21 protein-coding genes are annotated in these 13,808 nt (G+C 72.5%); 20 read left to right on the top strand and 1 reads right to left on the bottom strand.

Annotated elements, in window-relative coordinates; all coding sequences use genetic code 11:
* The first annotated feature begins 268 nt into the window (after positions 1 to 268).
* From C0216_RS30925 to C0216_RS30880, 9 genes are all read left to right on the top strand, one after another.
* Entirely contained in the window at positions 269 to 784 is a 516-nt protein-coding gene (locus C0216_RS30925; protein WP_114059079.1) for a hypothetical protein, read from the top strand.
* A gap of 3 nt (positions 785 to 787) precedes the next feature.
* Positions 788 to 988, top strand: coding sequence for a hypothetical protein (locus C0216_RS30920; protein ID WP_114059078.1), 201 nt, complete (start codon positions 788 to 790; stop codon positions 986 to 988).
* Between the two features lie 133 nt (positions 989 to 1,121).
* Positions 1,122 to 3,497 carry a hypothetical protein gene (locus C0216_RS33685; protein WP_162793350.1) on the top strand — a complete coding sequence of 792 codons (2,376 nt, stop codon included), beginning with the start codon at positions 1,122 to 1,124 and terminating at the stop codon, positions 3,495 to 3,497.
* A 10-nt stretch (positions 3,498 to 3,507) separates the two neighbouring features.
* Positions 3,508 to 3,942 (top strand): hypothetical protein, encoded by a 435-nt coding sequence (locus tag C0216_RS30905; RefSeq protein ID WP_114059075.1) that lies wholly within the window; start codon positions 3,508 to 3,510, stop codon positions 3,940 to 3,942.
* A gap of 88 nt (positions 3,943 to 4,030) precedes the next feature.
* A complete protein-coding gene (locus tag C0216_RS30900) occupies positions 4,031 to 4,873 on the top strand; it encodes a hypothetical protein (protein ID WP_114059074.1) in 843 nt (280 codons plus the stop codon).
* Positions 4,870 to 6,309, top strand: a complete 1,440-nt coding sequence (locus C0216_RS30895) for a transfer protein (RefSeq protein ID WP_246042993.1) — start codon at positions 4,870 to 4,872, stop codon at positions 6,307 to 6,309. The genes C0216_RS30900 and C0216_RS30895 overlap by 4 nt, the downstream gene beginning before the upstream one ends.
* Positions 6,310 to 6,384: 75 nt before the next feature.
* On the top strand, positions 6,385 to 6,576 hold the full coding sequence (locus C0216_RS30890; RefSeq protein WP_114059073.1) for a hypothetical protein: 192 nt from the start codon (positions 6,385 to 6,387) through the stop codon (positions 6,574 to 6,576).
* A complete protein-coding gene (locus C0216_RS35175) occupies positions 6,555 to 6,677 on the top strand; it encodes a hypothetical protein (protein WP_281277981.1) in 123 nt (40 codons plus the stop codon). Before C0216_RS30890 ends, C0216_RS35175 begins: the two co-directional genes overlap by 22 nt.
* Positions 6,678 to 6,915: 238 nt before the next feature.
* The gene (locus tag C0216_RS30880) at positions 6,916 to 7,386 is read left to right on the top strand and encodes a hypothetical protein (RefSeq protein ID WP_114059132.1); all 471 of its coding nucleotides are present in this window, start codon (positions 6,916 to 6,918) and stop codon (positions 7,384 to 7,386) included.
* 84 nt (positions 7,387 to 7,470) lie between these two features.
* On the opposite strand, the gene C0216_RS30875 is transcribed toward C0216_RS30880, so the two are convergent.
* Positions 7,471 to 7,665: a hypothetical protein gene (locus tag C0216_RS30875; protein ID WP_114059071.1), complete on the bottom strand. Its 195-nt coding sequence runs from the start codon at positions 7,663 to 7,665 to the stop codon at positions 7,471 to 7,473.
* 114 nt (positions 7,666 to 7,779) lie between these two features.
* Between C0216_RS30875 and C0216_RS30870 the strand changes: the two genes are divergently transcribed.
* From C0216_RS30870 to C0216_RS30820, 11 genes are all read left to right on the top strand, one after another.
* The gene (locus tag C0216_RS30870; protein WP_114059070.1) at positions 7,780 to 8,607 is read left to right on the top strand and encodes a hypothetical protein; all 828 of its coding nucleotides are present in this window, start codon (positions 7,780 to 7,782) and stop codon (positions 8,605 to 8,607) included.
* Positions 8,608 to 8,643: 36 nt separating this feature from the next.
* Positions 8,644 to 8,898 (top strand): hypothetical protein, encoded by a 255-nt coding sequence (locus tag C0216_RS30865; RefSeq protein WP_114059069.1) that lies wholly within the window; start codon positions 8,644 to 8,646, stop codon positions 8,896 to 8,898.
* A gap of 168 nt (positions 8,899 to 9,066) precedes the next feature.
* The gene (locus C0216_RS30860) at positions 9,067 to 9,267 is read left to right on the top strand and encodes a hypothetical protein (RefSeq protein WP_114059068.1); all 201 of its coding nucleotides are present in this window, start codon (positions 9,067 to 9,069) and stop codon (positions 9,265 to 9,267) included.
* 32 nt (positions 9,268 to 9,299) lie between these two features.
* The gene (locus C0216_RS30855; protein WP_114059067.1) at positions 9,300 to 9,629 is read left to right on the top strand and encodes a hypothetical protein; all 330 of its coding nucleotides are present in this window, start codon (positions 9,300 to 9,302) and stop codon (positions 9,627 to 9,629) included.
* 144 nt (positions 9,630 to 9,773) lie between these two features.
* The gene (locus C0216_RS30845; protein ID WP_114059066.1) at positions 9,774 to 10,235 is read left to right on the top strand and encodes an RRQRL motif-containing zinc-binding protein; all 462 of its coding nucleotides are present in this window, start codon (positions 9,774 to 9,776) and stop codon (positions 10,233 to 10,235) included.
* 117 nt (positions 10,236 to 10,352) lie between these two features.
* Positions 10,353 to 10,862: a hypothetical protein gene (locus C0216_RS30840; RefSeq protein ID WP_114059065.1), complete on the top strand. Its 510-nt coding sequence runs from the start codon at positions 10,353 to 10,355 to the stop codon at positions 10,860 to 10,862.
* Positions 10,863 to 10,918: 56 nt separating this feature from the next.
* The gene (locus tag C0216_RS30835; protein WP_428985504.1) at positions 10,919 to 11,605 is read left to right on the top strand and encodes an AAA family ATPase; all 687 of its coding nucleotides are present in this window, start codon (positions 10,919 to 10,921) and stop codon (positions 11,603 to 11,605) included.
* A 184-nt stretch (positions 11,606 to 11,789) separates the two neighbouring features.
* Complete coding sequence (locus tag C0216_RS33680) at positions 11,790 to 12,254, top strand: hypothetical protein (protein WP_162793349.1); 465 nt, start codon at positions 11,790 to 11,792, stop codon at positions 12,252 to 12,254.
* A 120-nt stretch (positions 12,255 to 12,374) separates the two neighbouring features.
* A complete protein-coding gene (locus C0216_RS30830; protein WP_114059064.1) occupies positions 12,375 to 12,677 on the top strand; it encodes a hypothetical protein in 303 nt (100 codons plus the stop codon).
* 92 nt (positions 12,678 to 12,769) lie between these two features.
* Entirely contained in the window at positions 12,770 to 13,444 is a 675-nt protein-coding gene (locus C0216_RS30825) for a diguanylate cyclase domain-containing protein (protein ID WP_114059063.1), read from the top strand.
* A 64-nt stretch (positions 13,445 to 13,508) separates the two neighbouring features.
* The gene (locus C0216_RS30820; protein WP_114059062.1) at positions 13,509 to 13,787 is read left to right on the top strand and encodes a hypothetical protein; all 279 of its coding nucleotides are present in this window, start codon (positions 13,509 to 13,511) and stop codon (positions 13,785 to 13,787) included.
* Positions 13,788 to 13,808 lie beyond the last annotated feature (21 nt).

The following is a 13,808-nucleotide window of genomic DNA, read 5'->3' as shown; positions in this document are numbered from 1 at the left end:
CCGCGCTCACCGCCCCGCCTGAGCGCCCACCGGCGCTCACCGCACCTGCCGCTCATGGTCGCCCCCGGCCCGCGCCCACGCTCCCCCGAGCGTGAGCGCGGACCGGTGACGGCCACGGCCGGCAGGCCCGCGGTCCGCACCCGCCCCGAGCGGGGCGCGGACCGCCCGCCCCAACCGAGCACCACCCCGGCCCCGCACGCACCCCTCGGGGACACGGACCCACGAATCCCTTCCCCCTCCCCACCCCGAGACCTGGAGGTCTTCTGCCATGCCCGAGAACAGCAACCGGTGGACCTCGGACCACCTGATGAAGCCCGGCGGCACCGCCGTCTACGCCGCCCAGCAGCGCGAGCGGCTGCGGCAGATGGCCGACGAGGTCAGGGCCCTGCTCGGCGAGTACCGGGCCGACCTGGAGAACATCCAGTTCGACGGAGACAAGCCCTTCGAGGCCCGAATCCGGGCCTATCTCGCCTCCCGCCCGCTGGCGCAGCTCGAAAAGGACCTGCGGACCGCCGTAAACCACGTCGGAAAGCTCGACCCCGAATTCCAGCGGCGCTACGTCGAACTGCCCGCCAAGCGTGAGAAGAAGGCGGAGAAGAAGGAGCTGGAAAAGGCTCACAAGAAGGGCCTGGCCACCGCCCGCGCGGTCAACACCGCCGGACACCTCAACGGCCTCACCAGCGCCCTGGTCGAGCCGACCGGCGACGGTAAGGGAGTTGTGCAGAAGACCGGCACGGACGGCGGTCAGAACACCTTCCTGGATTTCCTGGAAAAGAGGGCCTGACATATGGCTGCTCACCTTTCCAAGGGCCAGACGGCGCGCTGGAACAAGCGCCTGGCGGAGACCACCACGAACAAGGCGCGGGCCACCGCGCTGTGGGACCTCGCCCGCCTCCTGGCGGGCACCGACGACAGGGCGTGGGCCGACCTGGTCCTGCTGCTCCAGGGCTGGACGACGGAGCAGCAGGGCCGGCCGACCTCGTCGTAACGCTCCGCGCTCACCACAGCTCATCATCACCGCCTCACTCCATGAATCTGGGGGTTCCAACATGCGCGCCTATACGCGCGCGTGAGGCCCCCGGATCCGTGACCCGGAGTGACTGATCGAATGGAGACGGCCGATGGCCGACGACGACGCCGGGGGGACCGTCCTCGGCTTCCCCGGCGGGCTCACGATCCCGGGGCCGGTGGGCAGCGGCCCGCCGGCCCCCGGGGCCGACACCCCGACCCTGACCGCCCTGCCCACCCTGGCGCCCCCGCCCTCCCTGCTGGTCGCCGGGAATTCCGACGTCGGTGGAGCCGGTGACACCACGGCCGCACACGCGGAACCCGGAATCCCGGGCAGTTCGCAAGGGCAGGGAATCGCCGCCATGTCCGTGGTGATGATGGCCGGTATTACCGTCGCCGCAATGCGCGGCGCATGGAATGTCGCCGCTTATCTGAAAGCCCGCCACGAACACCACCGGGCCATTGCGGATAAACAGCAGGCGGCGGCCGATAAGGTCGCCATCGGATTGGAAGCGGCCCGCCAGAAAAGCCGCTTGCAGCCCGGGCCAGAATTCGGGCGAAGCACCCGCACATCAGGTGGCGGCGGCGGCCGGACAAACTCCGGGAAGAATTCCGCGCCCAGCACGTTCCGCTCCCCCAGCGGCTCCAAGTCGCCGGTCGCCTCCGGATCCAAGACGCCCAGCAAGGCCCCTGGCGGGGGCTCTGGCGGCCGTACGCCCTCACTGGGCACCGGCGGGCGCGGAGGCGGCGGCGGAGGCCGCAGGGGCGCCCTGGAGACCTCCGGGACAAAGGGCGGCGGAAAGCCCGGAGTTGGGGGTGGAAAGACCCCGACAACCGGCACGAGGAACAACTCCGGCAGCCTCTCCGGAGCTGTCCGGGACCGGGCCGCCGACCGGATCCGCAACGGCCCCAAGCCGAAGAACGGCACCGGCACTCCCGGCTCCTCCGGCAAGTCCGGCGGGGGCGGCGGCGCCACACCGTCCTCCGGCTCGAAGCCGGGCCGCGGCCCCGGGTCGAAGACCAGCTCGTCCGGGTCCAAGCCCGGCACGGGCTCGGGGACGAAGCCCGGCTCGGGCACGGGGACGAAGCCCGGCTCGGGCACGGGGACGAAGCCGGGCTCATCCGGCACGAAGCCCGGGACGGGCACGGGCACGAAGCCCGGTTCGTCAGGGACGGGTTCGAAGCCGGGCCGCAAGCGGCCGTCCTCGCCCGCGCCCTCGAAGGGCCGCAAGGGCAAGAAGGGCGGGAGGAAGCCGGGCGTCAGCGGCCCTCCGAAGCGCACGGGCGCTGGGCGGGTCACCCTCCCGGCGGCTATCGCGGCGGAATCGGAGCGGCGGCTGAACAAGCGCCGCAAGCACCTGACGCCGGTCCTGACCACGGTCCCCAAGGGCAAGAACAGGGGGAAGAAGAAGCCGGCCCCGGCCGGGACGGCGACGCCGAGCGGGCCGAAGCTCGACCTGACCAAGGAGCCCAAGCCCAGCACGACTACCCCGGCCGGTACCGCGAGGCCGAAGGTCAGCCTCACGAAGAAGCCCAAGCCCACCACCGCGGCCGGTACGGCCCCGAAGGTGAACCTGCGCAAGAAGGTCCGGCTCACCAAGAAGCCCCGGAAGCCGGGGCCGGGCGCACCCGCCGGGCCGACGCCGACGTCGAAGGTGAACCTGCGCAAGAAGGTCAAGCTCACCAAGAAGCCGCGGAAGCCCGCGCCCGCCGGTCCTACCAGCAGCACGAGCACGACGGGGCCGACGCCGACCGGCCCGGCCTCCAAGCCGAAGGGCGAGCGGCGCCGTTCGCTGCGCGGCTGGTGGGAGCGGGCGGGAGCGCGCCGCTCCGGGAAGCCGGAGCCGGACCCGTCCAGCTCCACCAGCTCGGCCACGACGGCCGGCCCCGACCCGGCATCGGCGCCGGCCGGAGGGTTCGGCCCACCGCCGGGCTGGGGCTACGCCGAGGGCACGACGATCACCGTCGAACAGGCCGGCGGCCAGGTCTGGGAGGCACGCCAGCGTGAGGCGCGCCGCCGGGCCGGGGTTCCCGCCGGAGCGATTCCCGCAGCACAAAAAGGAGGAACCGTGGTGACCGTGCCCGTCCCGACGAAGGCACCGAACACCCAGTACGCGGACAGCGACCTGACGATCTACGACGTCATCGAATCCGACGCCGACATGGCCGAGGAGATCATGGCGGGCGTCGACGAGGCCCGCGCCGCCGCCGAGGGCTGCGAAAAGATGATGACGCGGCTGGAGGCCCTGCACGAGAAGATCGTCGACCTCAAGGTGCCCGGCGTCCTGGAGGGCTGGGTCCTGATCCTCGCCGAGAAGGCCGTCAGCGTGAAGGCGAAGGCCGATGCCCTGGCGGAGAAGCTGCCCGCCGCCTCCGAGGCCATCGCGAGCGCCGGCGAGAACGCCGAGCGCCGCCACAAGCCGCTCGCCGACGCCGTCCGCGACGCCGGACACGCCGCCCCCGCCGAGCGCGACTACCACGTCGAATAGGAGAACCACCGTGTCCGACCTCGTACCCGTCATCGGCGGTGCTCTCCAGAAGACCGGCTCCGCCATCGTCGGCGCCGTCCGCTTCGGCATCGTCGTCGCGCAGCTCACCGCCGCCAGCGCCACCATGGCGGGCCTCTCCCACCAGGTCCGCTCCACCTTCAAGTACGTGGAGGACTGCGCGAAGTCGGTCGACCGGCTCGCCGACCAGGCCGCCGCCCTCAGCGTCGACCAGTCCACCGTCAACGAGCACCGCGAAGCGGCGACCGTGATGCGGTCCTGCAAGGACGAAGCCGAAGCCATGGCCGTGGAGTGCGAGGAGATGTCCACGCTCTTCCACGAGACCGCCGACGCGCACATCGCCGACTACGGCTCGGTCGCGGACGCCGCCAATAACATGCCCGACGGCATCGAGATGGCCGACCGCACCTTCTACAGCAACCGCTGACCCACCCGCTCCGCACCAGCACGAAGGGCGGCGAACCCCACGACGGGTTCGCCGCCCTTCCCTATGCCCTGACAAGGAGAGCTCACCGATGATCCGCCTCGGACCCCTGCGCAGCCGCTTCGCCCTGGCGCGCAACGCCGTCGGCCGCGTCGCCACCGTGGCCGGCACCGGCGCGCTCGCCACCGGCGCCTTCACCCACGACCTCTACGCCCCCTCCGTCCTGGCCGCCCTCGGCTGCGCTGGCTGGGGCGCGGCCTGGTCCCTGACCCTGCGCCGTGATGCCACGGGCAACACCGCCATGGGCCTCTACATGGCCCCCTCGGTGTCCATGGCCGTCCTGCTCACCGCGCAGCGGATCATCCCCGGCATCGACTGGTACTGGGAGCTCCTCGCCGACGCCGGCTGGACCGCCGCGGTGCTCTACGTGCGTCCGGCCCGCGTGGCCCGCATCCTGGTCGGCCGCGAGAAGTCGCTCACCCCCGAGGCGATCGAGCAGACCCGCGAGCTCCTGGTCCAGGAGGACGTCCCCGCCGGACCCCAGCATCCGCAGGCCGTGTTCTGGGCGCAGCACGTCGCCATCGAGGGCGGCGCCGCCCCGAACACGGTGCTGGAGCAGATCGAACGCACCGGTGAGCAGTCGATGACCGCCGTCATCCGCTCCACGCTGCCCGGCAAGCCGGTCCCGAAGATCGACCTGCTGGAGCTGTCCGCGGCCATCAACTGGCCCGAGGACGAGATCGCCATCACCCCGGTACCTCGCCAGGGCGCCGGGGTGCGGCGGCTGACCGTCGGCCAGGCCCCCGAGGAAGCCATGGACATCTACACGGCCTGGGAGAAGCTCATCGCCCCCAAGGGCATGCCCTCCACCGTCATCACCGCGATCCGCACCGTCGACATCCCCGACGAGGAGACCAAGGAGCTCCCCGCATGAGCAGGATCTACGAGCTCACCGTTGAAGCGGCCGAGCCCGGCGACATCATCACGTACCACCCGCAGCGCCTCGCCGCGGCGCTGCACATCGCCGACGTCAACCGGCTCGCGGTGGAGACCAGCGTCATGGGCACCAAGGCTCTGGTCACCATCTACCCCCACGACCCGCTCGCCCGCGTCATCCTCGCCGACCCCGAGATGCTGGTCATGGACGCCCGCGGCCGCATCTGGATCGGCCGCTACCACAACGGCCGGCCCTCCCTGCTGCGCCTGTACGACCCGGCGTCCGGGTCCGCGCAGCGCCTGCTGCTGTTCGGCACCACCGGCGCAGGCAAGTCCACCGCCGGGCAGATCATCCTCGCCGCGATGAAGCGCTCCGGCATCGCCGTCCTGTACGCCGACCTCAAGGGAGGCCAGTCCGCACCGGAAGCCTTCGGGCAGGCCGGGCCCGGCCTGGACGGCAACGTGGCCTGGAGGGTCACCACGCAGGAAGGCACGATGGCGCAGCTGCGCACGACGTGGCTGACCATGATGGACCGCCAGGAGCGCTACGCCCGCCTCGGCCGCTCGAAGTTCCTGCGCGACCGGCCCGATCCGCTGATCTACCAGATCATCGACGAAGCGAACAGGTTGCTCGAAAAGGGCGCGCCCTACCGCGACGAGGCCACCTTCTACATCAAGGACATCGGCCGCACCGGCCGGTCCCTCGGCGTTGGGATCGGCCTGTTCGCGCAGGCCGGCCACCTCGAGGAAATGGGCGGCTCGGACACGCTGAGGGCGATGCTCAAGGAAGGCGAAGTCGTCCTCCTGCGCTGGACCAGCTCGATGATGAAGCAGCTGGTGACCGACGGCCTGCTGCCCGCCGGGCAGGTCCTCGCGCCGATCCCCAAGTACGCGGGCGAAGTCGACCTCGTCTCGCAGTTCGACGAGGAGCATGACGACAGCGACCTGCCCGGCACCCAGGGCACCGCCTACAACGTCAACGGCCGCTACCCCACCAGCAAGATGCGGTTCTGGAACATCGGCTCGTCCGAGCCCACCGAGGGCCTGGACCCGGAGGTCCTCGACCTCTACGGCCCCGGCGCCCCGCCCGAGATCGAGGAAGACGCCTGGGGCCTGATCGGCGACGCCTACTGCCAGCGCCTGGACGGCATGGAGGCATACCGGGCCGTCTTCCCCGAGCCCGAGGAAGACGAAGACGGCGAAGGCGGCGGCAAGAAGAAGAGCGGCGGCGGCGCCAAGGCGGCACCCTCGCCGGTCCCGGCCGCCGCGGCCAAGCCGAAGGCCCGCACGCTGCGCGACCGCATCCAGTCCGTCCTGGACGCGCACGACGACCCGCTGGACGCCCTCCAGATCCTGGAGCTCGTCAACGCCGACGGCGGCCGCGCGGTCAAGCTCGGCAGCGTCCGCAACACCCTGACCGCGATCAGGAACTAACCCCAACCCCTCACCGCCCGGCCGGGCCGGGCCCCGAGCCCGCCCGGCCGCCGGCCTTCCCCAAGGAGCTCCCCCGTGGCGTTGACCATCTCCCTGGTCTTCTTCGCCGGCTTCCTCGTCGTGGTCCTGGTCCGCACCGGCTACCTGCGGCTGTGGCCCGCGCTCGCCGCCGTCCTCTTCGGCTTCTCCCTCGCCTCCACCGGCATCGCGCCCGCCATCAACGGCGCGATCAGCGGCATCGCCGGATGGATCAGCACCCTCGGATAACCCGCCCCACCAACCGATCGGAGCCCGCCATGAACCGCCCCCTGTTCGTCGTCGACGAAGCCGCCGTGCTCGCCACCGACCCCGAGGCCCCCGCCTGCTGAACCAGCTGCTGCTCGCCGGGCGCAAGAACGGCGTCCTGGAGCAGTCCGAGCCGGAGACCGGTCCGCGGGCCGCCCTGCGGTTGCAGTACCCGACGCTCGCCGAGTTCGAGGCCGCCGCCCACCGGATAGCCCGCCCCGCTCCCCACCATTCGCGCCCTCCCTACCGCCACGGCCGGGAGGGCGCGCTCGTACCCGAACGGAGAACACCGTGGACTTCCACCCCACCGCCGGCCGCCGGATGTCCGACTCCGAGGCCGCCGCCGAAGCCAAGCGGATCATGGACGCGAGCTTCCGCACCGACCAGCCCGGCCACTTCCCGACGTCGTACCGCGACCACTCCCCCGTGCCCACTTACGGTGACACCCCGCCCGTCCCCCAGCCCGACCACCGGATCGTCCCGGCTTGGGCGGCCGGGATCGCGGTCGCGAGCATCGGCGTCGGGGCTGGAGTAACCGGCATCGGCTGCGGCGCCTGGCTCGTCCTGCAGGGCCTGTCCTCCGTCAGCCTCGCCGGAGTCCTGATGGTCACCCTGCCGTTCGCCGGCCTTGCCATGGCAGCCACCGCGATCGGCGGCGCGATCAACCGCGCCCGCTCCGCCGTCACCAAGAACGTCTACGAGGGCCCGGTCACCATGCGGACCGAGATCAACAGCCACAGCACCACGCGCGGCATGTTCTTCGCCCGCACCCGCAACGACATCCACCACTGATCCGGCACCCTGCGTCGTACTCGAACCCGCCCCGCCTGGGCCGGGAGTCGAGTACGGGGCAGGCCGCCGGAGCAGCCCACGCGCTCAGTCGTCGTCCAGGTAGATCAGCAAGCGGCCGTACTCATCGACCTCCGCCTCGTAGATCACCCCATCGACGATCGCGTGGTCGACGACGACCTCGTAGTCCTCCTCGTCGTCGATCCACAGCACGCCGTCGTCGTCCGTGAACGCCGGATAGATCACCCCGTCGGCGATCACCGAATCGAACTCGACTGCCATCGCGCCCCCTCGTTGCTCCCTGGCCTTCGCCCAGCCTGGCCCACCACCAGGCCCCGGCAACAGAGCCATGCCCATCCGTACGCGCCGTCACCGCTCTTGAAGGAGAAGCCGACCATGGCTGACCACATCGACCGCACCCCGAACGTCCCCGGCCCGCGCCAGGAGCACCCGGCCGCCGGCCACGGCCAGGCCCACAGCCTCCCCGCGGCCGCGCCCCTGCTGCTCGAGGAGCTCGACGAAAAGCAGCCGCGCGCGCAGGCCCTGCGCGTCTGGTGGGCCGACGCCTGGGACGACGGCGGCGTCCTGCACGACCGCTGGGAGGACCTGCGCCAGGCCCCGGCGCTCGGCTGGCACGGCATGGCCAACTGGCTGAAGGCGGTCCTCGGACTCGCCGGGATCTCCTTCGTCATCCTGCTGCTGGACGGCGCGACCGACGCCCTGGCCGCCATGCTGCACAGCCTGCTGACGGCCGCGCCCCGCGTCCAGGTCGGCACCGACACCTCCACCGGCGTCTTCGCCGTGATCGACCAGCCGATCCGCACGTACATCGCCGCGCACTCCGCGTCGCTGTCGATCAGCGCCTCCACCGTCTACACCGTCTGGCAGCTGGTCGGCCTCTTTGGACTGATCGGCGGCTTCGCCCGCAGCAGCGGCGCCCGCATCACCTGGACTGCGTGGGGCGCGGCCAGCATCGCCATGGTCTACAGCGCCGCCCCCGCTGACGGCCGCACCGTCGCCACCGGGCTCGCCGTCCTCGCCTGGACCGCCGCCTCCGCCCTCGCGCTCCGCGGCCTGACCCTGCGCCCGGCGTTCTTCACCCACATCCACAACGACGGCCACCAGATCGAGCCGCACATCCACCTCCCGGCCCCGGCCGCCGACGCCGCGCCGGACGACGAAGACGACGCCCCGGACAACGTGCACCCCCTCCAGAAGCGCTGACCCTCAGCCGACCACCGAACCGAAAGGCACACCCCGATGCAGCTGGACAAGAACGAGCTCTGGGCCGGCACCTTCCACGGACGCCACGACGGCGCCCCGGCGAAGGTCACCGCCACCCTCGACGACACCCGGCCCGATCCGTACGTCTGGACCTGCACGTGCGGCGCGAGCCGGTCCTTCCCGACCCAGGACGGCGTGTTCGACACCGCCTGGCGGCACACCCACCCCACCCGCCTCGACCGGCTGCGGGCCTGGGCCGCCCGCCTGCTCCGCACCCGCGCCACCCGCTGACCCGACGCCCTGCCTGGTCCTCGCCCACCCCGCCTTGCGGACGGCGAGGACCGGACAGGCCGCCCGGCCGCACGCCCACCGCCCCGCCCGCTGCGCCCCGCCGACACCAGCACGACGTCGGCGGGGCGCAGCGCTGACCACCGCCGACCGGATCCGGAGAAGGACGCGATGTACGAGCTCGACAAGCACACGCCCTACCGGCACGCGCGCTACCAGTTCACCCCGCTCCCGCTGATCCAGCGCGGCCTCGCCTACCACGAGGCCGGCCACACCGTGCTCGGCCAGCTCGTCGGCTTCACCTGCGAGCGCGTCCGGGTCCACACCGTCACCCGCGGCCGCGTCACCGGCTGGACCGGCGCCACCACCTAGCCAGGTCCTTCGGCAGCTACCTCGACGTCGCCGTGGTCTGCGGAGCCGCTGGCCAGGCCGCCGAGCTCCACCAGCTTGCCGAGTCCGGCCGCCTCACGCCGGAGACGGCCCGCCTCTGCGCGGCCGACCACGACAAGCAGATGGCGCTGAACATCCTCACCGATGCGGGCGTCCCGGTCACCGAGACCGGCCCGGCTCTCGACGGCGGACTGGCCTGGGACTACGTCATGGCCACCGCCCAGCAGCGCGTGGTCCGCGAGTGGGAGCGCATCACGGCCGTCGCCGAAGCGCTCCTCGCCGCGCCCGACTTCACCCTCACCGGCACCCAGGCCGCGCAGATCGCCGGCATCACCACCGCCTGACCGCGCACCGTCCCATCGACGACTGGAGGAACAGCCCGTGCTCATCCCCCGCCCGCGCCGCCGGATCGGCCGGCCCCGCCCGCAGCGCCCCGGCCCCCGCTACCCCCACCGCCCCGACCGCCTTCCCGGCGCCTGGAGCAGGTGATGCCCCGCCCGCGGAAGAAGCGCCGCCGCGAGGTGAACCGGGTGTCGCGCAGCGACGCGCTGATGCCCGAGTACGACCGCGGGTGCGTCCCCGACGGCCTGGTCACCCGGCGCCAGTTACGGGACATGGGCCTGAGCCCCGGCAGGAACGAGGGCGCGGTCGCAATCCTGCGGTGCAGGCTGTGCGCCACCCGGCCGCAGTGGTCCTGCACCCACCCCACCCGCGGCTACCTGCTCCGCGTCGACCGTGCCAAGCCCAAGCGGGTCCCGACGCTCGCCCAGGAGCGAGCTCTGGACCAGGCGATGGCGGCCCGGCAGACCTGCGGCGAGTGCGGCCGCCGGTTCTACATCTGCCTCTCCAAGAAGCTCGGCTGCTGCCTGGAGTGCTTCGACGGCACCCCCGTGGACCCGAGCAGCTGCATGACCGGCCCGGCGCCCGCCGCGCACCGACTGGCCGCGTGATCCGAACCCCGTCCCGGCCACACCGGCCGGGACGGGGCCGAACCATCCGGGCGGCCGCAGCACCGGCAAAGGCTGGCCGCCCGCTCCCTCACCCTTCGAGATCAGGAGAACCCCAGCATGACGCACCGTCCCGCCGTCTTCGCCGCCCTGCTCGGACTGACGCGCGCCGGAAGCGCCATCGGCGACTTCTGGGTGCAGAACGACTTCTGCGCCCGCGTGAAGGGCGCCTCCGACGAGCACCCGGTCACCTTCACGGACCCCGTCACCAAGGAGGAGAGCACCCACGGCACGGCCAGTGGCCGTGCCGCCTGCCTGCACCACTGCCTGACCTACGTGGCCACGCAGGCGATCGTCGCCGGGCTCGGCGCCCGCGCGCTCGGGATCCGGGTCCACCCCGCCGCGGCCGCCGCCGCGCTCGCGGTCTCGTTCGGCACCCACTACGCCGCCGACCGCCGCGTCCCGGGCAAGGGCCTGTTGGAGAAGCTCGCCGACAAGACCGGCAAGGGCGGCTTCTACCGCCTCGCCTCGCACGGCATTAACGGCGCGTTCCACCTCGACGGCGCCTTCCACCACGGCTGCGAGACCGTCGCCGCGCTCATCGCCACCACCAGCGCGACCACCCGGTGACCCGCCCGCCCCGCACGAGCCGCCCGTCCGCACCCGAGACCCAAGGAGCCCCTCGCATGACGTCCCCGACCTTCCCGTATCTGCCGGACAGCTGCCTGGTCGTCCTGATCGGGGCCAGCGGCGCGGGCAAGTCCACGCTCGCCTCCACCTGGCCCGCCTCGCAGGTCCTCTCCCTCGACGCGCTACGCGAGACGGTCAGCGACGACGCCGGCGACCAGGACGCGACCGGCGACGCCGTCGCCGCCCTGCATCTGCTGCTGGAAGCCCGGATGCGCCGCCGCCGGTTCACCGTCGTGGACGCCACGAACGGCACCCCCGCGTCCAGGGCGCCGCTGGTCGCCGCCGCCAAGCGGCACAACATGCCCGCCATCGCGGTCATGGTCTCCACCCCGGTCTCCGTGTGCGTGGAGCGCCAAGGCCCGCGTTCGGCCAACCGGACCGTGCCCGACGACACCGTTCGCACGCAGCACACGGCGATGGTCCGCTCCCACCCGAAGCTGCTGGCCGAGGGCTTCAACGAGGTCTTCTTCTCCGAGAGCCTGTGCCAGCTGCTCCCGTTCCTCCAGCGCCTGGGCGATGCCCGGCAGGCCGACCTCGGGCTGGACGGCGGCGACGGCCTGGGCGAGATGCTGCTCGTCCGCCGGGTGTTCGGCGAAGAGGTTCTCCCGCTGTGGCGGTGGAAGCCCGGCTCGAAGGCCGCCGGCGGCGACCGCGTCGCGGAGATCCACCTCGGCCAGCAGTAGCTCACCCTCGCGTTCCGGACCAACGTCGACGGGCAGGGCGACTACGGCTTCGACGTCGCGCTGCCCTGCCCCCACGACGACGAATGCACCGGCTACGCCTGGGCGCCCGCGTACGGCGTCACCTGCCTCGCCCGCACCCTGGCCGGCGAGCTGGACGACAGCGAGGACATCGTCTGCTCCGTCCATGGCGGCCTCGACGACGCGGACTAGGAGGACGACGACCACGCCGACGCAGCGCTGCACGAGACCGCCGGGAGCGCGCGATGACCTTCCTGAAGGAGAGCAGCAACCCCGGCCGGACCGACTGGGAACTGGCCCGCCTCGCGGTCCACCTGCGCGGCTAGCCAAGTACGCCGACGACCCGGAGGCCGACGCTGCCCAGCGCCTCGGAGAGGCGTTCACGGAAGACAAGGTCCGCCGGGCCGACGCCTTCCTGGAGGCCAGCCACCAAGACGCCGACCGCCTCGCCGACATCGCAGCCCGACTCGGCAACGACACCGCCACCGATGAGGCGTGGCTGGTGCAGCAGCTCGCGACGGCATGGATGCGGCTGGACGAGCTCCGGGACCGGATCGACGGCGGCGGCAGCCTCATGGCCAACACCCACGTTGCCAGCGCCATCGACTACGTCCGCGGGTCCCGCCGGTGACGAACCAGCCCTCCCGCGCGTGACGGCCCTCCGTGCCGCCCCGACCCCTGCCGATCCGGCCGGGGGCCGGGGCGGTCGCGGTGGCCCCTCACCACCGAGTACAGAGAGGAGATGGACGTCATGCGCCTGCGGATCTACGAGGTGGACGTCCCGATACACGACACCCGCCACCCCGACCGCCACGGTGTGCACGTCTTCACCGGCGTCGCCGACTCCCCCGCCACGGCCCTGCGCCGCGCCCACGAGGTGTACGACGCCGCGCTCGCCGCGCACACGGCCGGACTCGAGATCCCCGGCAAGCAGCCGGACAGCTGGGGAGCGCGCGGGCTTCGGCCCGGCTGGCAGCTGGAGTGGCCCGCCGCGAAGGCCAGCCTCTGGAACGACCCCGTCAGCTGGACCGTCCGCAACGACTTCGCGCTGTAGCTCTGCCCCGGGACAGGCGTACATCGGCGTCCAAACCAGCCGCCTGCCCCGGGCCCACCCACCCCGTACAAGACGAGAGGGCGATCACCAGTATGGACTCCGTCCTGCGCGCTCAGGCCCGGTTCGGGCAGCGCGCACTCTTACTGACCACCGCCGCGCTGCCGTTGACCGGCTGGGCCGTCCACGCCGTCGCACTGCACAAGCGGCTCGCCGCCACCCGCCGTGACCCGCTGACCGGTCTGCTGCGCCGCGACTCCTACACCGCCCGCGCCCGCCGGCTCCTGGCGCGCCGCGACGACGTGGCCGTGGTCCTGGTCGACCAGAACCACTTCAAGTCCATCAACGACACGCTGGGCCACGCGGCCGGTGACGCTGTCCTGGCCGCCGTCGCCGCCCGGCTCTCCGCCTGGACGGGCCCGCGCGGCGTCGTTGGTCGGCTGGGCGGCGACGAGTTCGCCGTCGTTGTCCCGCTCCCCGCCGACAGCCTGGAGCAGCGCCTGGCGCAGCTGGTCCGGATGCTGCACACCCCGGTCGTCCTCGACGACGGCCGCGCCGTCGACGTCGGCGCTTCGGTCGGCGCCGCAGTCCCGCGCGAGGTCGGCTCCCGCGACCTGAGCCTGCTGCAACGGGCTGCCGACGCCGCCCTATACGAAGGCAAGCACTCCGGCCGGGCGATCCTCGCGACCCGGCAGCACCTCACGGTGCCGTCCATCAACGGCCGCCGAGCCGGCCGCCCCGGTACCAGGGTGTGGGGACGGGCCGCCTGAGCGCCACGCCCTTGCCACCGGCCCTGCTGGAGCGCGTACTTCAGCAGCTGGCCGACTTCCGGCCGTGACCCGCACCCGAGGCAAGAAGGCGCCCTTCGAGCCGGGCCTGGTCCCGCCTCCCGGCGCTCTCCTCGAGTGGCGCGACAGCCAGCACTTCGACCGCTGGCAGGACCGCCCCTGCGTGCTGTGCGACAAGCCCACGCCGATGCGCTCCCACGCCGGGGAGCCCGTGCACAAGGCGTGCGCAGTGTACTGGATCGCCGCGAACCCGGTTGAGGCCCGCCTCGGCCGGTTCGCCTCCGACACCCAGTCCAAGAGCAGCCAGCGCGCAACCCATGCCTGACCCCTCCCAACCGGCGGAGGC

It is taken from the genome of Streptomyces globosus, from assembly GCF_003325375.1.
Taxonomy (GTDB): domain Bacteria; phylum Actinomycetota; class Actinomycetes; order Streptomycetales; family Streptomycetaceae; genus Streptomyces; species Streptomyces globosus_A.
This window is presented reverse-complemented; position numbering and strand designations above follow the sequence as displayed.